The following is a 22,473-nucleotide window of genomic DNA, read 5'->3' as shown; positions in this document are numbered from 1 at the left end:
GCAACCTGGCTCACCAAGAACCGTGATTTAACTCTGGCTCTCCTGTCCAACGAGTTGTCCAAATCAACAGCCACGCGCCCCAGTACCCCCACTCCTTGTGCCAATGCATGTCGCGCTGCCATGGACGGACGCCTTGCCTGGCATTGCCTTGTGTGCGGCAAAGCACCGACAAATACGGCGAGCTCGTGGATAGTGGGTCATGGGCTTTTCCTGTGCAAGCATTACTTGTCAACACCGCCGCACGCCGGAAGGACCTCCCTCCCAGAGGTGCTAACCCGCTGGCCCAGTCGGGCATCACACACGAGTTCCAAGGTTGGGCACCAGCGTTCAGCGCGCCGCTTCAATCACCTTCAAACGCTGAGTCTTTCAAGGAATACAAGATGAACTACCAAGAACAGGATACCTACGGTATGTACAAGGGTGATGCCATCGACGACGAGACCGGGCCAGGACCTGGCCTGATGGGCGCCAATACGCTCAATGGCAACGATGTCTACAACCGCAGGGGTGAAAGCCTGGGTGACATCAAAGAAATCATGCTGAACATGGCTGATGGCAGGGTTGCATACGCAGTCCTGTCCTATGGCGGATTTCTCGGTCTGGGCGAAAAGCTGTTCGCGGTGCCTTGGAGTGCCCTGAAGCTGGATACCGTATACAAGCGTTTCGTTCTTGACGTGGAAAAGGACCAGTTGAAGAACGCGCCAGGATTCAACAAAAGCGATTGGCCCGACATGGCTGACAAGGACTGGATCAAGACCATCCATGACTACTACGGAATCACCCCCCATTCCACTGGGCTGTGACCAAGCTCATCGCAGCTACAAGCTGTCCGCAACGGCTCCACCCCCAACAGCAATGCCCACTGGCATAGGAAGCCCATCATGAATGACTCTGTCAAAACCCTGGCCGATGAAGCCTCCACGCTGGCTCATCGGGGAATGGATGCCGTGTGCGAAGGAGCCAGCCAGTTGCGCAGCAAATCGCAGGATATGCAAGATGCCACCACCACCTATATCCAGCAAGATCCTCTCAAATCCATGCTGGTGGCCGTTGGGGCGGGGGCGGTACTCGTGGGGCTGGTGGCACTATTCAGCCGGCTCCTCCACGATAAGCCCTGAGCTCTTGCCTGCATGAAGCCATTGCAGCCACCTTTGGACAAGCCGTAAGCATGTACGCATGCCCGGCCTCTCTTCGGTCATCTAATTTTTAAAGAGGCAATCCCATGAAAACACAGCACAAATTTGCATCTGGCGCCGTCGTTGTTGCCATGCTCATGGTCATGGCCGGATGCAGCGGAATGACTCAGCGCGATAAAAACACGGCCATCGGGGCCGGAGCCGGTGCCATTGGTGGCTCCATCCTGACGGGAGGCAGTGCTGCCGGGGCTATCGGTGGTGCAGCGGTCGGTGGCGTCATTGGGCACGAAGTCGGCAAGTGAATGTTGAGCCATCAAAGCGTCATAACAGGTCTACAGCCGGCCCGTCATCCGCTAATCGCCGACCAGTGCTACGACTCGTCCATGTCAGCGCGCAGCGCGCTACGCCGGGTCGGCTGACCTCGCAGCAGGCCTTCCATGCCTTGCAGGCGATGCCGATCTGCAGCCCCTTATCGTCGATATGGAACTGCCGCAACTCGTTGGAATGCGCACTGTCTCGCAGCTTGACCACGGCCATGACGCGTTGCAAGCGGCTGTCAACCTCGATATAGCGCTGCACGATGATGGCGTCGGTCAGAAAAGCCGAGCCATAGGGCGAGAAGCGCAGATCCCCATAGCGGTCCTCCAACTCCGAAGTCATCAGTATCGTGGCACCAGTGCTGGCCAGGGCCGAGACCAAGCGTGACAGCGACTCGCGGAAATTCTGCTTGAAGGTCGGCGCCAAGGCCAATTCGAAGCCCGACAACGAATCGATGACGACACGACTGGCCTTGAGTATCAATTGCATCGCGAGCTCGTCCACCAAGTGCGCTGCTACCAGGAGCACGCCCACATCAACCCGCAGTACTTGAATGTGATCTATCAGTTCCGTTCGCCGAACACCGGCTACAGATGGATATCGCGCCAGGGAACACTATCGCCGTCAACGCGCGCGATGAATCGCGGCTTGACGAGCACCAGGAAACAATGCTCAGCCGTGGATGCGCACATGCGTTTAAACCTTGATCGCCCGCATGCTTATACTGCAGTGATCCAGTTCCCCACGGGGAGCCTTCCCCGGTACGGTGGACTCCCGCTTCCTTCAGTAGAAAGGCATCCGTGGTCACCGCCTACCATGCCCGAGGCAATCTGCTGTTGGCTGCCTTGCCTGAGCAAGAGTTGGCCCATTGGTTGCCGGATCTGGAGTCCGTCGAGATGCCCTTGGGCACTGTGCTCTACGAATCGGGCGGCCGCCTCAGCCACGTCTACTTCCCCATCTCCACCATTGTTTCCTTGCTCTATGTACTGGAGGATGGAGGCTCGGCAGAGATCGCAGTCGTCGGCAATGAGGGCCTGATCGGTGTTTCGTTGTTCATGGGCGGCCAGACCACGCCGAGCCGTGCCGTCGTGCAAAGCGCCGGCCAAGCGCTGCGGCTGAAGGCCCATCTCATGATGACGGAGTTCAATCGCGCGGGTGACGTGATGCATCTGCTGCTGCGCTACACCCAGGCCCTGCTGACGCAGATGTCGCAGACGGCTGTGTGCAACCGCCACCATTCTTTGGATCAGCAACTGTGCCGCTGGCTGCTGCTCAGTCTGGACCGCTTGCACAGCAACGAGTTGGTGATGACGCAGGAGCTCATCGCCAATATGCTGGGCGTTCGCCGTGAAGGCGTCACCGAGGCAGCCGGGCATTTGCAAAAGGCAGGCCTGATCCAGTACCGGCGTGGCCATATCACCGTGCTCGATCGTGTCGGGCTGGAGCAGCGCACCTGCGAGTGCTACGCCGTGGTCAAGCAAGAGTACGACCGCCTGCTGCCAGTCCCGGGATCCCACTGAGGCAGAGAGAAGTGGATTGAGCGGTGCACCCATCCTGCCCTCAGGAACGAGCGGCACGGGCTCGCGGCGTAAGTCTTTGTGCACCATCGTTTAAGGTCATTTAAAGGAGTACTGTGGGTACAGGCGGATCCACCCTGATTCGCTACCATAGACCGGAGGTCTATATGTTCATTCTTCCTCTCAGACACTCCAGCTTCCACTTTTGGGAAATGCTGAAATCAGTGTGCACACCCATTCCAGAGCCGATCACTTGTGAAGACAAGCCAACGCCTGCAAGTCCTGAACCCACTGAGCAAGCAAGAGCGCAGAACGAGATCGAGCAAAAGCGTTAGCGCTGGACAGTCGCCACCAACCGCCCGAGGGCGGTTTTTTCCTGCCCAGTCCTAGTTAGATGGCTAGTCAGCATGCCGCCAGACACTGACTATCTTACGAAGGTTTTTAACTGGCAAGCTCACCATTGTCAGGGTCCTCTTCACTGCTATGTCCAGCTCAGTGGTCACTACCTTCACAGCGAAGCGCCTGTTGCATGGGATTGGACTCCAAGCTCGCCTGCTACTCAATCCCGGGGGGACGTCGCTGTCATCACCGCGCCTGTATTCGCCGGCTTGGCGGCCTGTCAGTAGCTACGCTCACATCTCCTACGCCGAGGCTCAATTACCTGATGAGCACACAATAGGCCACTTTCGCGGGAGCCCTTCACCATGCACCAAGAGCCCGACTTTCTCCATAACCTGCACCAGGAACTGCGGGACGGGAGGCGCTGGCTGGATCGCACCATCGTGCTGGCCTATGCGGCGGCGGCCGGGCTTTGCGTGGTGGTATTCACGCTGATGGCTGACGCGGGCTTCGAACTGTTCCGGCACCTCTACCACTGGCAAGGTGGCTGGGCCGTGCTGCTGTGGATGCCAGCGCTCTCGGCCGCCATAGTGTGGCTGACCCGCCGCTGGGTTCCCGGTGCGGCGGGCTCCGGCATTCCCCAGGTGATGGCGACGCTGGATCCAGCCGTTGGTGAAGCCCAACGGGGCCGCCTTGTATCGCTGCTGCTGTCCTTCTCCAAGATGGTGCTGGCCAGTGCGGGCTTTGCGGCAGGCCTGTCGATCGGCCGGGAGGGTCCATCGGTGCAGGTCGCTGCCGGGGTGATGCACAGCGCCCGACGCTGGCTGGGCCCGCAATCGGGTATCAGCAGCCACGCCTTGCTGGTGGCGGGCGGCGCCGCCGGGATTGCCGCGGCTTTCAACGCGCCGCTAGCGGGCGTGGTGTTTGCCATCGAGGAGCTTTCGCGCAAGCTGGAGTCCCGCGCCAGCGGCCTGATCATTGCTGCCATTGTGCTGGCGGGCCTGATGGGCGTGTCGGCATTCGGGAATCTGAGCTATTTCGGGCGCATTCAGGTTCCAAGCCTGGGCTGGAATGCCCTGCTGCCCGGCTTGGGCGTGGCTCTGGCCAGCGGCCTGCTGGGAGGCTTGTTCGCCAAGCTGATGGCCGTCTCGCTCACCGCTCCGCTCAAGCCCATGAACCGCTTTCGCACCCGCTTTCCCATTCGCTTTGCCGCATGCGGTGCCCTGGCAATCGCTGCCATCGGCTTGCTGACCGGTGGCGCCACGTTCGGCGCCGGCTCCGAGGCGGTCAAGCACATGCTGGTCGGCGAGGCTGATGTGCCCTCGTTCTATGTGACGCTCAAATTCATCGCGACCTGGCTGTCTGCATGGATCGGCGTGCCCGGCGGTATCTTCGCACCCTCGCTGTCCATCGGTGCAGGGATCGGACACAACGTAGCCTCGCTCACGGGAGGCAATGCCATAGCGCCGGCACTGATTGCCATGGGCATGGCGGGATTTCTCGCCGCAGTCACCCAGGCTCCCCTGACGGCATTCATCATCGTCATGGAAATGGTCGACGGCCATGCGATGGTGCTCAGTCTTATGGCTTGCGCCATGCTGGCCAGCCTGATCTCGCGCATGCTGACGCGGCCGCTGTATGAGACCCTGGCGCACTATATGGCTAACTCAATCGCGGCCACTCTGCCCGAGTCAGTACAACCACCAAAGAACACATAGAGACATTAGCGATGGACCTTGGGAGCACAGCCCCAAAGACTGCAGAATTATCATTGCAACATGATCGAGAATTTAGCCAAGGAGGCCATCGCGCAATGTCGACTTCCAGGCTATCTCTGACGTTCAGATAAGTCTTCTGTGCCGTGATTGGTAGATGCAAGCGCATTCTGTAGATCCCTCAACTCGACGGGAGAACGTCATGGAATCCACAGACAACATCTCGCATTGCGAGCCATGGAACAAGGGCAAGATCCTTGGGCAAAAACTGCCTTTCAAGCTGAAGGATATCTTGGCTTTGCGCGTCCGCCTTCAGATGGAATCGCGGATGCGCGAACTCGCCCTCTTCAACCTGGGCATCGACAGCAAGCTGCGGGGCTGTGACCTCATATCACGAAAGTCCCGCCTCCGCGCTAATACCGGATAGGCGGGACTCGAATAGCTGATGCAAGGTCACTGCCCGCACTTACCCTCCCGAGCAAGACCGACCTATCAGCACGCATTCAAAGCAGCACGCTAATCTGCGACGTTCGGCTTTACCTTACCAGGGTCCGCTGCGTACGTTCCGGACACTGGACCAGCAGTATCTGGATAAGCCAGGTCAACTCACTCCGTCCGGGTTGCTTCCACCTTTGGCGCAATCATCAAGTGATCTTGCCCCCGTAGTTCCGGACACCGTCCAGTCGCTAAGTTAGCCCTGATGGGCGGGGTGATTCTGCCGTCGTCGGAACTCCCTGGGCGACATCATCTTCAAACTCGAATGCGGGTGGATCTCGTTGAAGTGCTCGAACGCACCCGGCAATTGCGCCAGCACCGTCGGCGCGTCACGCAGGTCCATACGGCTCATGTAGTCGCGCTTGAAGGTGTTCACGAAGCTCTCGGCCATGCCGTTGCTCTGCGGGCTACACACGGGCGTGTTGATCGGCTTCAGGCCCAGTGATCTAGCAATGCCACGCGTCTCGTGCGCGATGTAGGCGCTGCCGTTGTCGGTGAGGAACTCCAATTCACGCTCCAGGGGCACGGCTTCAACCGTGCCAAAGCGCCGCTCCACGGCTTCCACCAGCATGTCGCGCACAGGCTCTCCCGCAAGTCCCTTGCCCTCCCAAGCCCGCCAGGCCAGGATCTCCCGGTCGCAGCAGTCCTTGGCGAAGGTGGCTGTGACCGTCTCGCCAGAATCGCACTTGATCTCAAAGCCGTCAGAGCACCAGCGCATGTTGCTCATCGGCACACTGACCTGGCCATCGTGAACACGGCTCGAATGCCGTCGCTTGGGCGCCTTGGGCAACAGCAGTCAATGCCGCGCCATGACCCGGTAGATGCGCTTGTGGTTCAGCGCCTGTTGACCTTGTGAACGTCGCTCTCGATTGAGCAGCGCACCGGCGCGGCGATAGCCATAGCTGGGCAACTCGGCAATGTGGCGCCGCAGGTCGGCCAGCAAGAGCTCATCCTGGGCCGGGGTGCGGCCTCTGCGGCTGTCCTGCCAGTGGCCAGGGCGGTGATGCCGCACATGCAGATTCGAGCGCGCCACGCCCAGCACCGAACAGACCGACTTCATTGGTCGTCCCCGGGCAACAAGGGCGAGCGCGCAATCCATTTTTTTGCTGCAGCGATCTCCACGGCTTCCTTGAGTATCTCGTTCTCCAAGGTCTTCTTGCCCAACACGCGCTGCAGCTTGGCGATCTCGGCACGGGCGGCTGCCAGCTCCGATGCCGGCACAACGGCCTCGCCTGCACCGACAGCCACCAGCGCGCCTTCGCGCTCCAGCCGCCGCCAAGTGAACAGCAGGCTGGCAGAGACGCCTTCCCGGCGGGCCACGAGCGACACGCTCATGCCTGACTCATAAGTTTTGCGAACCAAGGCAGCCTTCTCGGCAGCCGACCAGCGCCGCCTGCGCTGGTCTCGGGTGATGACCTCAATCGTTTCTGTATGCCTAGTCATACGCACAGTCCTATGCCTATCTCGAAGATAAGCGATGGACCGTGTCCGGAGATTCAGGGGGCTATCTCACAAGCCACACCGGCGTGTGCTACTCCGCCAGCCAACTACGCCAATAGCGCCCTCACCGGTCAGATTGCCTTCCAGAAAATATAGTCCGCCTGGTACTGCACGACTTGCCGGGCACCCAGATTAGATCCTCCACAGGCCATGCTGGGAGCCGTGCCACCGTTGGTTGCCACGCGCTGGATATAGGTCACGCCTTGCATGGCGCCCATGCCATTGGCAGGGTTGGCCTTGACCAACTGCAGCGGGATGTTGCCCGCACCAGCAGGTGCCACAGCCACTTGCGTAGCGGTAACCTTGGAGCCATCGTTATGCTCCCATGTCGCCGGCGGCCCCCAGTATTTGCCGATGATGGTGCCACCGCGCGTTTGCAACTTGGCATCGGGTCCGACGAAAGCCCATTCATGCTCGGTAGCCATGTCTTTCTTGGCCCGGCATTCATAGGTGATTTGGCCGACGCCAACGGTTTCCAGGGCCACGTTGTATCCAGCAGGCACCTGCACGACTGCCGGAAGTTCGGCTTGTGAATACATGGAATGAGGAGCCATGGATGAGCAGGCGGTCAGGCCCAGCGCTGATATGCAAGCGACGGCCAGTGGGAGGGTTGGTAGATGCTTCATGAGAATTTCCTCGAACAAATGGGAGAAGAAATACACCGAGCGCGATGCTGCCCGGTGCCCGTGTGCCGCTACGTGTCAGCCGCCAAACGACAAGGCGTTGCTCGGCAGGGAGCGCCCCAGTGCCGATGTCAGTGCGGTGTAGTGCATGGTTTCATCGGCGGCCAGACGGCCGGCAACCTTGGCCAGATCCCGACTCTCAAAGGCGGGGATAACACCCAGATAGGCATTGGTTGCCCCCAGTTCGAGCCGTGCTGCAAGCGCCAGCACATCGTTCTGGCTCTTGAGGGATCCAGCCTTCAGCGACTCCGCGTAGGCCTGCATCGATGCTTCGGCGATCGGCTTGCCTCCCAGCTTCTGGATCGTGGCGATCAAGGCATCGCGGTGAGCCTTGTGATGGCTTTGGAACAACAGCGCCACATCCAGCACTGGTTTCTGCAGCAAGCCGCTGCCGGCTCCCAACTGGTACGCGTTGATGGCCTCATGCTCCAACCCCAGGGCCACATTGAGGATGGACACATCCTTGGCCGGATCGTTGCCCATCCCCTGAGCCAGCGCTTCGCTGCCCGCCAACATAGCAACGGCCACCGCCGACAAGGTACCGGTGGCCCCCAAGAATCCGCGACGCGAGGCCGTGGCGGAAGAGTGGACGTTGAAGTAGCTGCTGTTCATGATGACTCCTGGTTGCATGTGAGGTATGTCGGCGTATTGCAGCGCCTGACAACTGCAATACGCAGCCGGCATGGAGCTGGATTCAAGTTCTTGAAAATATTTTTTTCAAGGCGCATTGCCAAATCCTGAATCCGGAATGCGCAACGCCGCGTACTTGGATACAGGCAAAGCAGACAAAATCCATGGCACGAATCCAACAGCACCGCACCAACAAGGTGGTTCTGATCACAATAGCGGCATGAGAGCCAGTACTCCGGACGACGAACTGATGGGTCTGCTAGACCGTGTAGCGGCCGGTAATGAGGCGGCCCTCAAACTTTTGTACGACCAGACGGCCCCCCGGTTGTATGGGTTGGCGCTGCGCATCGTAGGCAACAAGGAGTGGGCCGAGGATGTGCTGCAGGAAAGCTTTTTGGGCATCTGGCGCAATGCAGGAAGCTATCGCGGCTCACTCAGCCCTCCCCTGGCCTGGATGGGCATGCTGGTGCGCAGCCGGGCTCTGGATTTTTTACGCCGACGGCGGGCAGAGCGCTTGCATGTCAACGTTCCGATCGAGGACACGGATGCTTTGCCGCAGGACGCCGACGCGCATGGCCCTCTGCAATTGGCGGAAGCCAGCGAACAGGCTGCCGCACTGCACCAATGCATGCAGCGCCTGGAGCAGGCCCAGCGTCAGGTGGTGAGTCTGGCCTATCTGCGCGACCTCAGCCACAGCGAGTTGGCCAGCCAGCTGAAACTGCCACTGGGTACGGTCAAGACATGGATGCGCCGCAGCCTGGAGCAGTTGCGCAAGTGCATGGCGCGCCATGTCTGAGCGCCAGGAGTTGCAATCATGAGACTCACGCAAAATCCCGAACTGCTGGATCGCATGGCCGCTGCGTATGCACTGGGTACGCTGCGTGGCGGTGCACGCCGTCGATTTGAACAACATGCTCGCGAGCATGCTCAGGTGCGAGCGGCAGCACTGCTCTGGCAAGGCCGGTGGTCCGCGTTTTCCGAAGTACAGGCACCAGTGCCGCCTGATCCGGCGGTCTGGGTTCGGATCAACAACCTCATCGAGGCCGACAAGGCGGATGCCGCGGCGAGTCGCCAGCGTGAAGCCTCAGCCACGAAACGGCTCGAGCGTGGGCTGGCATGGTGGCGCAGCGCGGCCTTGAGCGGCGGCTTGGCAACCGTCACAGCCGTGTCTGTAGGGTTATGGTCGCATCAGGGGCTGAAAGACGCTTCCCGGCAGCAACTGGCAGCGCTGCAAACACAACTCCAAAGCGCTCATGCCGCCTTGCAAGCGGCTCCTCAGATCCAATATGTGGCGGTACTGGCCGACGGCAAAGCTGACGCATCCGTGCTGGTAACCTTCGATCCACGGCTCAATCGGCTGACGCTCCAGCGCGTCGGAGATTATCAGGAAGCTGCCGATAGGTCCCTGCAACTGTGGGCCCTGCCCAGCCGAGGAGCCCCCCGCTCGCTCGGCGTGCTGGGCTCCGGGAAACTGGAAAACTTCACAGCGCAGGAAGCTGAGGTGCAAGCCGTGCCGGTCCTGGCCATCAGCCTCGAACCCAAGGGCGGGGTGCCCAGCGAGACTGGCCCGACCGGACCGGTGTTGTTCAAGGGAGCGCTGATTCATCGCGACCTCTGAGATATACCCGCTCATCAGAGTGGCTCAACATCCAGGCACTGAGCCTTCCCGGCATCGTCAATCTTGGCCGCGCATGAAGTGAAAGCGCATCAGCGTACGCTCACGAGCACGAGCGTGCTGAGCCACTGGCAAGGGGTAATCCAGGCCAAGCTGCAGCCCGCACGCTTGCAGCTCCAGCGGCTTCATGGCTGCAGGGAAGTGGATATATTGGTCAGGAACCTTGGCCAGTTCGGGGAGGTAGCGCCGGATAAACCTGCCATCAGGATCGAATCTCTGCGACTGCGTCACCGGATTGAAGATTCGGAACCAAGGCTGGGCATCGCAACCGGTAGAGGCCGCCCATTGCCAGCCGCCATTGTTTGCAGCCAGGTCGTAGTCATTCAGATGCTGGGCAAAAAAGCGCTCTCCTCGGCGCCAGTCGATTCCCAAGTCCTTCGTGAGGAAGCTCGCCACCACCATCCGCAGGCGGTTGTGCATATAGCCCGTCTGCAGCAACTGGCGCATGGCTGCATCCACCAGAGGATAGCCGGTGCGCGCTTCGCACCAAGCCTGCCATAGCTCCGGTGCCTCATCCCACTTCACACGGTCATACTCCGCTCGGAAGCAGTGCGTGACTACATGCGGGTGATGGCGCAAGATCATGAAGTAGAAGTCTCGCCACGCAAGTTCGGAAAGCCATGTCTGTGCCCCCTCGCAGCCAGCGACAGCCCGCTCCATGGCCAGCGCCGCCAACTGGCGAATGGACACGGTTCCAAAGCGCAGATGCACCGACAGGTACGATACCCCTTTGCGCCCGGGAAAGTCGCGCTCCTCTTTGTATCCGGCCATTCGTGGCAGGAAGTCATCCAACAGCTGGCGGGCACCGCGCATGCCTGGGGGCAGAGGCAGGCTGCAAAGGTTGGTGGCCGTAAAGCCCAGTTCACCAAGCCCTGGCATTTCCTCCTTGGCAGGCGGGGGAGCCAGATGCCTGGCGTAGCGCTCCACGGAATAGGGAGTGAGTTGGAAGGCATCGAGCTTTTGCAGCCAGGCGCGCTTGTAGGGGGTGAATACGCTGTACGGCTGGCCTTGCTGATTGAGTACTTCCTCATGCTCAAGCAATACCTGATCCTTGTAGTCGCTAAATGCAATGCCCTCCACGCGCAGTGCTTCGGCTACACATCGGTCTCGGGCAATGGCGGCTGGCTCGTAGTCGCGATTCGTCAGCACCTCCTGCACACCCAAGCTGCATGCCAATTGAACGATGCACTCCACTGCCCGGCCATGGCGTACTATCAAGCCTCCGCCTGGCGCTCCGCTGCGTGCCGCCAATGCGGACAACTCCTCGTGGAGCTCGCATACGCTTGCATGAATGAACTCCACACGCCTGTCGCAACGGGTGGGCAGTGCATCCAATATGTCGGTATCAAAAATGAACGCGCAGTACACGCGTCGAAAGCGCCGTAACGCATGATAGAGCGCAGCATGGTCGCTGCAGCGCAGGTCACGGCGCATCCATACAAGCGCGCTGGTTGTCATAGCTCAATGGTCTTCAGTGCTTCAAGAGGTCCGTATCATCCGAGGACCTGCCAACAAGGACTTGATCCAGAATGGCCGTCCTCGCTATCTCCGAGGATCGGCGCCATGCCGACAGGCGATCACGGCGCTATTGCGCCACGGTAACGACGCGATCCAGATCAACGCCAAAGCCTTGCGCTTTTTTCAGCAAATCCTGAACCTGGCACTCGGGTAGTGCCTTGCTTCGCGATAGCAACCAGAAATAGTCCAAGCTCTCTCCGATTACCAAGGCAGTTTGATAATCGTCATCAAGGCTCACCACGTTGTAACCCCCATAAAACGGGCCAAAGAACGATACTTTGAGTGCAGCCTGACGCGTATCCCCCAGGAAACGCGCCCTACCCCTGGCTTCTCGCCACTCTTGTTTGACCAGGTCATAACCACGATTGACCACCGTGACTGAGCCGTCATCATTGAGACTGTAGTGGGCGGAGACCGCCGTCAAGCCTTTCTCAAACCTGTTTTCAACCCTGGCCAACTCGTACCATGTGCCCATATAGCGCTTGACGTCGAATGCAGAGACCGGCCGCACACCGTCAGGCACGGAGACAGCGCAGCCAGCAACAACAGACACGGCAGCGAGGCAGGTCATAACTGCAGTCCCAAGAAAAAGCCCTCGCAACTTACCCATTGCTGTGTCCTCCATGGGCTTGAAGCCTTAGACCGTACACCGAAATAACATCGGTGGGAAAACGAAAATACTTGGGGGCGCGCCCCGACCCGGAGTTCAGAAGGCGAACACAGTCGCCATGAGTCAACATATGGCTATGGAGGGGACCTGCGCAAACTTCATAGGGTCCAATAGGTTCTGGACGAGGCGACATTGTGAGGTCGCAAACTGGCCATTTTTGTAGGAAAACTGCTCCTGCATATAGGAAGCCGCTGGACAGCGACCCCTTGGGTCATGCCTGTCATATGGGACTCTGCGCCGCTCCGTCAGATTTTTGCTGACCGGCAGCCGTAGGCTGTTAGGAGTCTGTCAATTTTGGTGTGCCAACGACCACTCAAGCCAAAACGGAACATTGCCAAGATCTGAAGGTCTATGCAATGACGCTGGCATAAAGAGCGGCTGGCGCCATTTCTTTACCGCCCGCGATGCCGCTTTGTCTACATAAATAGCCGATAGGGGTAGACGTTACCAGGCAACTCCTTCACATTGGCAATTGTCCTGGCCAACCGTTGCGAATACCGGATACTGACAGGCACAGGGTCATATAGCGCGTCATTATTCCAGTCCATCTTGGTCATTGCCAGTGCCTCATGTGCGATGAGCTCCAGTGGCCCACTACCAGCATGCCGGATCAGCTGAAGTGGCTTTGGAATGCTCTTGCTTCCCTGAAAGTAGTCTCCCTTTGGGGATGCCTCAGGCGCGTTGCCTGCTACCCAAACAAGCGCGGAGTTACTAGAACGTACAACCACCGTTCCCCTAGGTACAGGATAGCCCGACGGTTTAGTTGCCGGCTGCTCCGATCCTCGGCGACGATAGCGGTTCTGGATCAGCCACACACCTCTCCAGCATGAGGCACCGCCCACCTCGATGCATTCAACCTCCGGCACGCCCGACAGTGCGTCGAAGGCACCTTCGATCTCCTGGTCCTTGAAGGCAGTCGTCTTGTGGATGACCAAGCGCTTGGGCAGGTTGCCCCCATTGCGAGTTTGGTATAGACCTAAGCTGCGAGCAATTACCGCGCGCATGTCATCTCGGCTCAAGAACGGATTCCTACGAGCCTCGGCAAGATCCGTGACTGGATCGCGCGCCTCGAACGCAACGAACTGCATGCCCCCACCATCCATGTCAAACACCTGCGAGCAGCAAGTCACGTAATGAGCGTCGCGCTGATCGCCTCGCAGTGCATACGCGAGGCCAATGTAGGCAGTGTCCTGAGGAACGCCCTTTAATGGCACCAACTTCCATGGCGTACCAGCGGCTTTCACATACAGCGCTATAGCAAGGCGCCAAGCTAGCTGCGCCTTGTAGCCAAAGGTGAATGCCCGGTCATTGAGAACCTGAGTTGGAATGCTGTATTTCGCACCAAGCGCCTTGAGCACATCATGAGCATCAAAGTCTTTTGAACGGGTTGCCTGCGCCCAAGAATCCGGAAAGTGGAAAAGCACAACATCGAACTCGTGCCGTACTGTGTCCAGTCGACGAAGGGCCGACTCCATCGCGTTGTATAGACGCTGCTGCAGGTCGCCATCACCAGGGAATTGGCTCAACGACTCTGGCCACTTGATATGCGCACCGCGGGCAGCCTCAAGCCTTACGCCAAACAGAGCTTCAAATCCCGGGTACAGAGGAACATATTCGGTCTTGTCGATGGGGATATGCCTCTGCCGTAGCGAGTCCATCAATTCACCCCGGCGCTTGAATGCGCTCTCCGGCCCCACCGTAGCAATGCGTATTTCCGAGGTGTAGCCTCCGAAGGACCCGAAGGAATATGGACCATGTTTGGCAAGTCCTCTTAACGGGTGAATATCCACCTTCCCCGGATCTGACGGCGAAAAGGAAAGCAGAGGCTCCTCTAAAAGAATAAATGGCGGTAGCAGGGATGCTTGGGGACGAGCAGTCATCACTTGGACCTATCGAAGTACACATGATGGTGACCAGGCCGGCTCCAGCCGGTGTAAGGAGAGACAACAAAGGCTGCGTCAATTCCTGCTCCATCTGGAAGAGCAAACGCGCGTACCGAGCCGTTTCTTGTCGTCGTTAGCATCTTGGTCCATGCTTCAATGATTTTTGCCCAATTGCTGTTGTACCTCTGAGCCCAATGCTCGCGGCGCCAGTCGCCCGCAGGATCTCCGCCCTTGACGTCAAACGTCCGTCCTAGAACATCTCGCTCTGCGCTGGCCGGCACGCCCAATGCACCGGACACTTCTTCCACAGGCCTCGGAATGTCGACGAAGGTGTAGGGCTCAAAGCCACACCACCACCGCCCTTCAATCTGCTCAAGCTTCAAGAACACACCTTCCTGGTAGGGAAAGTTAAGCGTTGGAACAAACCCAGTGACGGGTCCGCCATAGGCCTCTCGTAGACGAAAGAGGTCTTCCTCCCTCTGCCGTGCACGATCCTCATCGTCCTCCTCACGAGGAACTGTGATCACCAAGGAATGGCCTGACCGCTTGAAGCGTGGAATAAGGGGCCGATACCTCGAAAGTGCCTTGACCAAAGCGTCGTAAAGCAGCCCCAGCGCCCAGCTATCTCGCGTGGCATCAAGGTCTATTGTTCCCTTGACCTGAGGGCCAAGCGGAGCAAGGACAGCTAGGACTTCCTCGTCCTTCCCGAAGACAGCTAATTCGTGGCCGTTCGCAGCCACGATAGCTTTACAGCCTCCAGCTCGCAGAAAATCTCGGACGATCGGTGTCGTCGTAGACTGATTCAGTGTGACTCGGCGTGCAACGCTAGGCACTGATTCGATTAAGAGGGCAGAGTACCTCAGCACCGGAAAACGTCGTGCCTCGACCTGCGGCAGAGTAACTGGCACCAAGCGCGGTTTGGAGCGTCCCTGCATGACATGATCCATCAAGACCTTGGGAAGATCTAGTCGCTTCAGAACATCCGCAGCCAGTTCATCGAACGTCTTGCACTCCACCACCGCGACATCAACGCCAGCGAGGTATGCGCTCTCCAGGAATTCGGTGACCGCCGGCAGTAGCCGTGAAGCCGACGAAGTGACCCAGTACAAACCGCTGGGAAATGGATCAGGTTCACGCAGGACCGATGTAAGTGCCTGCATAACCGAAGCATCTCTGCCGCTATATCCGACAAAGACCATTCCGAAACGCTGACCGGCCTCGACCAAGACGTGCTCCATACTTTCATCTTGGTTCGCAAGCTCCGCAGCAGTATTCTTGATACTGATGGACTGGTAGTCGCCATGCAGCTTGGCAACGAGGGGCCAGTCCGACTCGTTGAGACAGCGTCGTGCTCGACCTCCCGAATCAATACCAGCAACCGTTGGCCGCGATCTCCCTTCGATGGGCAGCAGAGAATGAGCCGCAACCGCGGCGTCTTCTACCAGAGGATCAAAGTTGGTAGTAAAGACACAATCGACCTTCCCGGCCGCGATCAAGCTACCCAGCACACGATGGCCAAAGCACGGTGTTCCTTTGGAGATGGCGTCGTCTATGAATTGACGGCGGTGCCGCGGCTGGGGATAGACAGCTTCAAAGGCGGCTGCGTACTCGTTGGGATCTCCATCCGGGGGCAGGATGGAGGTCTGCCGGAAGTAGCGGTCTATCCGATCAATCCAAATCTGGTCACCCGCGTCGATTTCTCGTGGGGACAAGTTGTTCTTTTGGCAGAAAATTTCTGCTTTGAACGTCCGGATCATGTCGTAGCCGGTGGGAATCCCAGAGGCAGCTGACGCACCAGCGCCAAGGAACCACGCAACAAGATTAGGCCGCAATGCAAGGGCAGTGGAGAACTGCGCGGCTGAAATGCTCTGGAACGACTGCGTCACAACACCCCTTCTTGGAATGAGGCCGCACTTTCTCACTATGCGGCATGCCGATCTGATGAGCTTTCAATATAGCTCAGATAGCGTCGCAATATTTGGACCTTGCAACCGTAGACGCACATGTTGTAGTAAGCCGGCTCTTACCAAACGCCGTCAATACTTGGTGCATCAAGCACGACCTCTTGCTTAGGTCCAAAAGGGCTGCCAAAGCGCCTCGCCATTGCAGGCATATTGGATGGAGGTCTCCGATACCACTGCTGGCATACATCTAGGATGTCAAAGAACTTTTGCGTCTGTCGATCAAGAAGCGAGTCGGCAACCGCTGTATCGTGAAGGCAGAAGAACTCTCCCTCATGCTGGATCGCCTGGATGTAGGGCTTGCGCTCTGCGAGCGGCTTCTGAAGCATACGGCGAGGGACCTCGAAACTATGGCCGTCCTCATTGAACGCTTGGCCCATGATAGGTGCCATAAAGTCAATCAACCACCCATCACATTCAACCCAGGCATGAAACCCTTCAGTGTTGCAGATCCATTCTCCATGCTCTTGCCGACCATAAAACAGGATAAGAGCCGACTCTTCATCAGCCATGAGCGCCATGCTCCCGGCACTTAGCTTGGCATTGAGTCCGTAGTGATTGCGCAAAACCAGCATGCCGGCGGTAGCGAATGTCAAGCACGCCCTATGTCTAGCAATGCCAGATGACTTGAGAACACTATAGATAGTCTGGTAGATGCGTTGGTAATCGGCGAACGGAAGCAAAAGTACAGACATATAAGTATCAGAGGTAGAGTGCCAAGCATATCTGTCCGCGACTACACGACGCAAGAGTATCAATCAGTCTGGCTAACGATTGCGAAGGACTGCGAAGTTAGAAAGGCTTCATTGGCTCGCCGATGGAGCGGATGCAAAAACAGTCATCACATAGCCGCAGCGTCCCCGGTCCGGCCGCTGGCATGCTCACCAAGACGTAGTCACGGACCGGCTCATCCGCGCAAATACTGCACACATCGGGACCTCCCGCCGCCCTAATTGCTGCCTCTGTCATTGCAGCTTGCTTAGGATTCCATTCGCGTAATGAAGCGAACCACTCAGGCGTATGGGGGCGGAGGGGTTGAAGCGACGCTGACTCAATTAGTCCCCTACGCTCAAGCCAGGCAGCTGCGGCCTTGATGCGCTTAGCATGAAGTTGGGCAAGGCGTTCATACAGTTCGACCATCAGCACGAAATATTGACGAGGATGTATCGTATTTAGAGTCACGTAGCCCGCATGATTCAATACGAAGCGGTTTTGGCATAGTTCCTCATCCGCTAAAAGCTCTTCGCAATATCGCTGCTTGCACTCCACCGACTCATCGTACCCCTCCATTAAGGCGACATGATACTGCCAGGAATTCCTTTCAAGCTCATCGCGCCACAACTCAAGGTATCTCGAGGATCTCAGAGCCTGCGCTAGGTGAGCATCACCCTCAGGATGCTCCACCAGATAGGCATTGATATCATTGAGGGACTCAATCTTAGAGGACATTTTGCGCGCCTCCTCAAGCAAAGCGTTGGTCGAGTTACGCATGACCTCAACGTTGTCAACATCTTCGCGCCGATATGTCTCTTCTTCTAGATTGAGACTTCTAAGCACATTAGGCACCTCCACAAGCGCCGAGCTCTTCAGAAGTTCTCCAGGATGGCAGAAATCAGCATCCGATACCAAACTCACACCGGCATCGCGATAGGCCTGCGCGACTAAACGCGAGCAGAACTGCCTCCGGCCGGCCACGAAGCCAGCCAACACGCTCTTGGCGGCACCGATCTTCGTGTATCGGGTACCAACGGCAGCCCTGGCGAAAGAGATGACGGAGCGCAATTGGTCAGGCGTCAGTGGTTTCACCGGGCGCAACACATGGCCGGCGCAGCCCGGGTCGAGAACAATCCGTGCTAGGTTGCGTGCATGAACGCCATCGCCAGTGGAGTCTATAACGCTCGACTTAGCCACACAAATCATTGCGTGAGATATATCCGCTCCTGTGGCCCTCCGGATAGCTTGGCTAATTGGTTCAGGAGTGGTCGTCAACACAACATCGCCAGGTTCGATCAGCTCGATGACGAAAACTCTAGGTCGCAGTTCAGATTCACTCATTTCACAATTCCGTCTGAGCGTCGATCCGGCGCAGGTACTGAATGATAGGGTCTCCGCTGTAGCTATCCAGTGCCTTCTTTATGGGAGCAGACAGCGCCCTCTCAGCCAGTCGTTGCGAGGCAATATTTTCCTCACCATGGACTGACCCTAGTCCAGTAAACCTTCGTCCAGATTGAGGTTGATAGTCACGGCGATCTCCGGTGATGGCGAACGATTGAGTTGACCCGCCTGCGTAGCAGGCCGGGTACAACAAAGGGTTAGGCCACCGCGGCACTGTGGAAAACCTCTTGCATGTTGAGCAGATCGCGCGACAGTGCAGCCGACTCATCGACACGACCGCGGAGCTCCGGTAGGCCGACGAGTTCTCCCATTTTTTGAGGGTCGTTTGGCGTGATGTTCAGAATGCCCTGCACGTGGTTCCTACCGTCAGCATGTCCAGTGATGATGATTGGACTATGGGCCACTATGTTTCTGAACCCGACATGCCTCGCAGCTACGTCGAAGACCGCCATTGCGCGGGAATGCTGTTCTCGCGGTTCGCGAGGGAACCTACGGCGCAAGTAGCCCAGTCTAGAAGGAAGATCTCCGTTCATGTTCGGCGAACTGTCCGACCGGTCAACAATGGAAATCAGTAGACGCGTGGCTGCCTCAACGCCCCCCATGTTGATGATGTACCTTCCGACCATGAGTATCCATTCATCGTCGGTGGCGTTGAAGAGAGGCTCGATCAATTGCTGCTTCCTAACGGAGTTGACCGGCACGCAGCGGCATTGCGTCCCGAGATGTATGCTCCCGTGCACGGCTCGCGGCGCAATGCCGCTGCGTTCCCTGGTCGAACAACTTGCTAGGGTGCATGCCCGCACCCTTCATCTGTGATCTCGTTGACGAGGTCCGTAAACTTCCGGCGCTTTCCTCGAAATCCGACGTTGTACACGCCGAGCGGCGTATGGCGAAAATCCTGAGCATTCATGAACTTCAGCGTGCGCCACACGATCTCGAACACCTTCCGTACGTCAGAACGGTCAACCCACGTTGGGCTGACATTGAGGCCTAACCTTCGGGTCTTCCGTGCCGCAACATCAACCACCTGCTCATAGTGCTTGTTCGTCTGAAAACCCAGCTCCTTTGGAGTAGCAAGTGTGGGAGCGCCGGCTTCGGCGAAATCCGAGACGTCTAAGTGCCAAATATGGTTGTGCGCGAGCACGTTCCGGATAAGGAACACTTCGACCAGTTCGTCTCTGGTCGGCAGCAAAGTAAAGTACTTGTCGAGGAGCTCCGGCGTGCTCAGACTTCCGGCGATTTGTTCCGCCCTCCGCACGAAGCGAAGACGTGCGGTGTATGACTCGAGAACTGCGACGAGAAGAATAACAAGAGCGGCCGAGTAGCCGTTTTCGTGCTCACTCACCCCAGCCGGGCCTATTCCCGAGATCGGCCTCTTAAGAAGCTTGTCCAGGAGGTCCGCAATCGGCTGTAGATATGCCGAGCCTACGACAGTGATGATGTCTGGAATGGCGGGATTCGACACGTCTGCCCTGCGCTCTAATGTGATGGGGGCTGTCGCCTACTCTGCCGCGGCCAAGTTAGGCAACGGCCTAACATTGCCCCCACTCGACTGATAACCTGCCATTTGCGTGCAGGCCTTGCCAAACCTTGGCGCCCTCGAAATACTGGATATAAATACAGGAAAACAATGCCATGCTATCCGATCTCCCAAATATTCCGATCCCGCGCCTGCTAGGTCAGGTGCAGGAGATGATTCGCTACAGGCACTATAGCTTGCGAACGGAGGAGACTACCTCGCCTGGGCCCGTTTTTTCATTCGCAGTCGCCAACGTCGATGCTCGGATGGCCGTTATGGAGCGGTGACCGACAGGTCGCGAGCAGCTACGAATAGCGGCAATCGCTGCAAAGCTGAATTACGACGGCATGAAACGACAAGGCGCTCGGCGTCGATTGCCGCCCGTGGTCAGCTCAAGCATGCTGGTCATGTCATCGCGCAATGGTGGTCAAGAAAGAACAGCTCCCGTCCTCTGGCGCTTTGTAGTGGGAATATTCAGAAAGTGGACGTGTCAGCGCGAAGCACCGCCGGGCTTTTGGCTGCGCCCCGTGCCGTCTTTGCGGTGACGGCTATTCGGCTCCTCTTTCACCTGGAATCTGTGTCGCGAGTGATGCACTCACCGCCGACGCTAACCCCGATATTTCAGCGCTTCGGCAAAGGCTGCAAACGCAGGCGATGCCTGGCGCCGGTTCGGGTAGTACAGGTGATAGCCCTGGAATGTCGGGCACCAGCCGGCTAGGATCTCCTTGAGCCGCCCATCCGCCAGGTAGGGGGCCACCAGTTGTTCGGGCACGTAGGCCAGCCCGATGCCATCCACGGCCGCGTTGAGCACGTGCATGATGCTGTTGAAGACGAGCTGGCCTTCGGCCTTCACGGTGAAAGCGTGGCCATCCTTCTCGAACTCCCAGGCGTAGATCGTCCCGGACGGCCGGTGACGGATGTTGACGCAACGGTGTTGGGTCAGGTCATGGGGAGTCTTCGGTGCCGGATGCCGCGAGAAATATTCCGGTGATCCCACCACCGCCAGCCGCCAGTCGGGCCCGATGCGCACGGCAATCATGTCCTTGCTTATGGACTCGCCCAGGCGGATGCCCGCGTCGAACCGCTCCTCGACCACATTGGTGAACCCGTAGTCCACATACAGCTCCAGCGTGATCTCGGGATAGTTCTTCAGGAACTCGGCCAGCATGGGTCGCAGGCACAGCTCGATCTGGTCGTCGGTGCAGGTGATGCGCAGGGTGCCCCGGGGCCTGTCCCGCAGTTCACTGAGCGCGTCCACTTCCGCGGTGATCTGGTCGAACAGCGGCGCAATGGCTCGCAGCAGCCGCTCCCCGGCTTCCGTGGGCGCCACATTGCGGGTCGTTCGGGCCAGGAGGCGCACGCCCAGCCGCTCTTCCAACCCCCGCATCGTATGGCTCAGGGCCGAGGGCGTGATGCGCAGCTTCGCCGCCGCCTTGGTGAAGCTCTGGTCCCGTGCGACGGCCACGAAGGCTTGGAGATCGTTCACTTTGGTGGTTGCCATTGCTGAAATTTTCTCACAACCGCATCAAGATTACACCCCCTAATCAGAATCTCATGGCTCCGTCAAGATTGAGGCAACTGATCTTCAAGGAGCATCGACCATGAGCATGACATTCGACATCCGCCGCGAATCCGCGGAGGTTTTGAGCGCTGAGGCTTCTGACCGCCGCGAGTTTGTGAAGGCCACGGGCGTTAGCCTCGCTGCACTGGGCCTCCTCTCTGCCGCCGCGACTTCTGCTTCCGCGGCACAGGCCCAGCAGACGGGTGTGCCGGAGGGCGCCGACAACTTCTACAAGAGCGACAAGGTGACTTTGCAGAAGGTCACCTTCCAGAACCAGTACGGCACGCAGGTCGTCGGCAATCTGTTCATGCCCAAGGACCGCACCGCCGCCAAGCTGCCCGCCCTGGTCGTCGGCCATCCGATGGGCGCCGTCAAGGAGCAAAGCGCGAACCTGTATGCCACCAAGATGGCCGAACAGGGCTTCGTCGCCATGTCCATCGATCTGCCGTTTTGGGGAGAAAGCGAAGGCGCCGCGCGCAACGCGGTGGCGCCCGACCTGTACGCTGAGGCATTCAGTGCGGCGGTGGATTTTCTGCGCACACAGGATGGGGTGGACCTCGAGCGTATCGGCGGCATCGGCATCTGCGGCAGCGGTGGATTCATCATCAGCGCCGCCAAGATCGACCCGCGCCTGAAGGCCATTGCCACGGTGAGCATGTACGACATGGGCGCGGTGACCCGCAATGGCTACGGCAAGTCGCAGACGCTCGCGCAGCGCAAGGACAAGCTGGCCCAGGCCACGCGGCTGCGCGATGAGGAGTACGCCAGCGGCAAGCCCATCTTCCAGAACTACCTGCCGGTCGAACTGCCGGCGGACGCCGATCCCGTGACCGCGATGTACCACAGCTTCTATCGCACCCCGCGCGGCATCGCCATTCCGGCCGGCCGCACGCTGGAGCAGACGCAGAACCGCACGCTGGCGAGCGAGGTGAAGTTCATGAACTTCTACCCGTTCAACGACATCGAGACCATCTCCCCGCGCCCGCTGCTGTTCATCGCCGGCGACCAGGCGCACTCCAGGGAATTCAGCGAGGACGCCTACCAGCGGGCCGCCGAGCCCAAGGAACTGCATTGGGTCAAGGACGCCAATCACGTCGACCTGTACGACCGCGTGAACCTGATCCCTTGGGACAAGCTCACGGCGTTCTTCAACCGGCACCTGGCATAAGCGTCATGACGGCTCAAGTTTCCGAATTGCCTGGGGGCGACACGACCACACCCCCTCAGAGTGGGCAGCA

The 22,473-nt window shown here is 58.6% G+C and carries 20 protein-coding genes and 2 pseudogenes; 9 read left to right on the top strand and 13 right to left on the bottom strand.

Annotated features, from left to right (window positions below; all coding sequences use genetic code 11):
- Positions 1 to 380: 380 nt before the first annotated feature.
- The 3 genes from ACYVKR_RS23915 to ACYVKR_RS23905 all read left to right on the top strand — a co-directional run bounded on the left by ACYVKR_RS23915 (position 381) and on the right by ACYVKR_RS23905 (position 1,438).
- Positions 381 to 803 (top strand): PRC-barrel domain-containing protein, encoded by a 423-nt coding sequence (locus ACYVKR_RS23915; protein ID WP_460483479.1) that lies wholly within the window; start codon positions 381 to 383, stop codon positions 801 to 803.
- Between the two features lie 78 nt (positions 804 to 881).
- Positions 882 to 1,118 carry a hypothetical protein gene (locus tag ACYVKR_RS23910; RefSeq protein ID WP_460483478.1) on the top strand — a complete coding sequence of 79 codons (237 nt, stop codon included), beginning with the start codon at positions 882 to 884 and terminating at the stop codon, positions 1,116 to 1,118.
- Positions 1,119 to 1,222: 104 nt separating this feature from the next.
- Positions 1,223 to 1,438, top strand: a complete 216-nt coding sequence (locus tag ACYVKR_RS23905; protein WP_460483477.1) for a hypothetical protein — start codon at positions 1,223 to 1,225, stop codon at positions 1,436 to 1,438.
- Positions 1,439 to 1,457: 19 nt separating this feature from the next.
- Here the strand turns inward: ACYVKR_RS23905 and ACYVKR_RS23900 are convergent, their stop codons facing one another.
- Positions 1,458 to 1,958, bottom strand: a complete 501-nt coding sequence (locus tag ACYVKR_RS23900) for an RAD55 family ATPase (protein WP_460483476.1) — start codon at positions 1,956 to 1,958, stop codon at positions 1,458 to 1,460.
- 341 nt (positions 1,959 to 2,299) lie between these two features.
- Between ACYVKR_RS23900 and ACYVKR_RS23895 the strand changes: the two genes are divergently transcribed.
- The 3 genes and pseudogenes from ACYVKR_RS23895 to ACYVKR_RS23885 form a co-directional block, all read left to right on the top strand.
- Entirely contained in the window at positions 2,300 to 2,974 is a 675-nt protein-coding gene (locus ACYVKR_RS23895) for a Crp/Fnr family transcriptional regulator (protein ID WP_460483583.1), read from the top strand.
- Between the two features lie 701 nt (positions 2,975 to 3,675).
- Positions 3,676 to 5,028 (top strand): chloride channel protein, encoded by a 1,353-nt coding sequence (locus tag ACYVKR_RS23890; protein WP_460483475.1) that lies wholly within the window; start codon positions 3,676 to 3,678, stop codon positions 5,026 to 5,028.
- A 199-nt stretch (positions 5,029 to 5,227) separates the two neighbouring features.
- Positions 5,228 to 5,431: pseudogene (locus ACYVKR_RS23885) on the top strand (integrase); the annotation flags it as partial.
- A gap of 285 nt (positions 5,432 to 5,716) precedes the next feature.
- Here the strand turns inward: ACYVKR_RS23885 and ACYVKR_RS23880 are convergent.
- The 3 genes and pseudogenes from ACYVKR_RS23880 to ACYVKR_RS23870 all read right to left on the bottom strand — a co-directional run bounded on the left by ACYVKR_RS23880 (position 5,717) and on the right by ACYVKR_RS23870 (position 8,315).
- Positions 5,717 to 6,963, bottom strand: a pseudogene (locus ACYVKR_RS23880) (IS3 family transposase).
- A 128-nt stretch (positions 6,964 to 7,091) separates the two neighbouring features.
- Positions 7,092 to 7,646: a DUF3455 domain-containing protein gene (locus tag ACYVKR_RS23875; protein ID WP_460483474.1), complete on the bottom strand. Its 555-nt coding sequence runs from the start codon at positions 7,644 to 7,646 to the stop codon at positions 7,092 to 7,094.
- A gap of 75 nt (positions 7,647 to 7,721) precedes the next feature.
- A complete protein-coding gene (locus ACYVKR_RS23870; RefSeq protein WP_460483473.1) occupies positions 7,722 to 8,315 on the bottom strand; it encodes a ferritin-like domain-containing protein in 594 nt (197 codons plus the stop codon).
- 238 nt (positions 8,316 to 8,553) lie between these two features.
- Between ACYVKR_RS23870 and ACYVKR_RS23865 the strand changes: the two genes are divergently transcribed.
- Positions 8,554 to 9,129 carry an RNA polymerase sigma factor gene (locus ACYVKR_RS23865; RefSeq protein ID WP_460483582.1) on the top strand — a complete coding sequence of 192 codons (576 nt, stop codon included), beginning with the start codon at positions 8,554 to 8,556 and terminating at the stop codon, positions 9,127 to 9,129.
- 18 nt (positions 9,130 to 9,147) lie between these two features.
- Positions 9,148 to 9,951 carry an anti-sigma factor gene (locus ACYVKR_RS23860; protein WP_460483472.1) on the top strand — a complete coding sequence of 268 codons (804 nt, stop codon included), beginning with the start codon at positions 9,148 to 9,150 and terminating at the stop codon, positions 9,949 to 9,951.
- A gap of 57 nt (positions 9,952 to 10,008) precedes the next feature.
- On the opposite strand, the gene ACYVKR_RS23855 is transcribed toward ACYVKR_RS23860, so the two are convergent.
- The 9 genes from ACYVKR_RS23855 to ACYVKR_RS23815 all read right to left on the bottom strand — a co-directional run bounded on the left by ACYVKR_RS23855 (position 10,009) and on the right by ACYVKR_RS23815 (position 21,175).
- Entirely contained in the window at positions 10,009 to 11,466 is a 1,458-nt protein-coding gene (locus ACYVKR_RS23855; protein ID WP_460483471.1) for a cryptochrome/photolyase family protein, read from the bottom strand.
- A gap of 127 nt (positions 11,467 to 11,593) precedes the next feature.
- Entirely contained in the window at positions 11,594 to 12,037 is a 444-nt protein-coding gene (locus tag ACYVKR_RS23850; RefSeq protein ID WP_460483581.1) for a lipocalin family protein, read from the bottom strand.
- A gap of 575 nt (positions 12,038 to 12,612) precedes the next feature.
- Positions 12,613 to 14,076: an argonaute/piwi family protein gene (locus tag ACYVKR_RS23845; protein WP_460483470.1), complete on the bottom strand. Its 1,464-nt coding sequence runs from the start codon at positions 14,074 to 14,076 to the stop codon at positions 12,613 to 12,615.
- Positions 14,076 to 15,965 (bottom strand): SIR2 family protein, encoded by a 1,890-nt coding sequence (locus ACYVKR_RS23840; RefSeq protein WP_460483469.1) that lies wholly within the window; start codon positions 15,963 to 15,965, stop codon positions 14,076 to 14,078. The genes ACYVKR_RS23845 and ACYVKR_RS23840 overlap by 1 nt, the downstream gene beginning before the upstream one ends.
- Before the next feature lie 137 nt (positions 15,966 to 16,102).
- Positions 16,103 to 16,735, bottom strand: coding sequence for a DUF2026 family protein (locus ACYVKR_RS23835; protein ID WP_460483468.1), 633 nt, complete (start codon positions 16,733 to 16,735; stop codon positions 16,103 to 16,105).
- Positions 16,736 to 16,832: 97 nt separating this feature from the next.
- The gene (locus ACYVKR_RS23830; RefSeq protein ID WP_460483467.1) at positions 16,833 to 18,095 is read right to left on the bottom strand and encodes a YiiX/YebB-like N1pC/P60 family cysteine hydrolase; all 1,263 of its coding nucleotides are present in this window, start codon (positions 18,093 to 18,095) and stop codon (positions 16,833 to 16,835) included.
- Between the two features lie 257 nt (positions 18,096 to 18,352).
- Entirely contained in the window at positions 18,353 to 18,826 is a 474-nt protein-coding gene (locus ACYVKR_RS23825) for a hypothetical protein (RefSeq protein ID WP_460483466.1), read from the bottom strand.
- 113 nt (positions 18,827 to 18,939) lie between these two features.
- The gene (locus ACYVKR_RS23820; RefSeq protein WP_460483465.1) at positions 18,940 to 19,620 is read right to left on the bottom strand and encodes a hypothetical protein; all 681 of its coding nucleotides are present in this window, start codon (positions 19,618 to 19,620) and stop codon (positions 18,940 to 18,942) included.
- Positions 19,621 to 20,281: 661 nt separating this feature from the next.
- The gene (locus ACYVKR_RS23815) at positions 20,282 to 21,175 is read right to left on the bottom strand and encodes a LysR family transcriptional regulator (protein WP_460483464.1); all 894 of its coding nucleotides are present in this window, start codon (positions 21,173 to 21,175) and stop codon (positions 20,282 to 20,284) included.
- A 100-nt stretch (positions 21,176 to 21,275) separates the two neighbouring features.
- Here ACYVKR_RS23815 and ACYVKR_RS23810 point away from each other — a divergent pair, with 100 nt between their 5' ends.
- Entirely contained in the window at positions 21,276 to 22,403 is a 1,128-nt protein-coding gene (locus ACYVKR_RS23810; protein WP_460483463.1) for an alpha/beta hydrolase, read from the top strand.
- Positions 22,404 to 22,473 lie beyond the last annotated feature (70 nt).

Source organism: Comamonas humi, assembly GCF_054782535.1.
Note: the sequence above shows the minus strand (reverse complement) of the source record. Positions and strands in the feature narration are given on the sequence as shown.

Bases quoted from the DNA above. Each gene is read 5' to 3' on its own strand.
- ACYVKR_RS23830 (WP_460483467.1), bottom strand. From the start codon at position 18,095: ATGAGTGAATCTGAACTGCGACCTAGAGTTTTCGTCATCGAGCTGATC.
- ACYVKR_RS23835 (WP_460483468.1), bottom strand. From the start codon at position 16,735: ATGTCTGTACTTTTGCTTCCGTTCGCCGATTACCAACGCATCTACCAG.
- ACYVKR_RS23855 (WP_460483471.1), bottom strand. From the start codon at position 11,466: ATGACAACCAGCGCGCTTGTATGGATGCGCCGTGACCTGCGCTGCAGC.
- ACYVKR_RS23910 (WP_460483478.1), top strand. From the start codon at position 882: ATGAATGACTCTGTCAAAACCCTGGCCGATGAAGCCTCCACGCTGGCT.
- ACYVKR_RS23845 (WP_460483470.1), bottom strand. From the start codon at position 14,076: ATGACTGCTCGTCCCCAAGCATCCCTGCTACCGCCATTTATTCTTTTA.
- ACYVKR_RS23875 (WP_460483474.1), bottom strand. From the start codon at position 7,646: ATGAAGCATCTACCAACCCTCCCACTGGCCGTCGCTTGCATATCAGCG.
- ACYVKR_RS23905 (WP_460483477.1), top strand. From the start codon at position 1,223: ATGAAAACACAGCACAAATTTGCATCTGGCGCCGTCGTTGTTGCCATG.
- ACYVKR_RS23860 (WP_460483472.1), top strand. From the start codon at position 9,148: ATGAGACTCACGCAAAATCCCGAACTGCTGGATCGCATGGCCGCTGCG.
- ACYVKR_RS23870 (WP_460483473.1), bottom strand. From the start codon at position 8,315: ATGAACAGCAGCTACTTCAACGTCCACTCTTCCGCCACGGCCTCGCGT.
- ACYVKR_RS23865 (WP_460483582.1), top strand. From the start codon at position 8,554: ATGAGAGCCAGTACTCCGGACGACGAACTGATGGGTCTGCTAGACCGT.
- ACYVKR_RS23915 (WP_460483479.1), top strand. From the start codon at position 381: ATGAACTACCAAGAACAGGATACCTACGGTATGTACAAGGGTGATGCC.
- ACYVKR_RS23815 (WP_460483464.1), bottom strand. From the start codon at position 21,175: ATGGCAACCACCAAAGTGAACGATCTCCAAGCCTTCGTGGCCGTCGCA.
- ACYVKR_RS23810 (WP_460483463.1), top strand. From the start codon at position 21,276: ATGAGCATGACATTCGACATCCGCCGCGAATCCGCGGAGGTTTTGAGC.
- ACYVKR_RS23890 (WP_460483475.1), top strand. From the start codon at position 3,676: ATGCACCAAGAGCCCGACTTTCTCCATAACCTGCACCAGGAACTGCGG.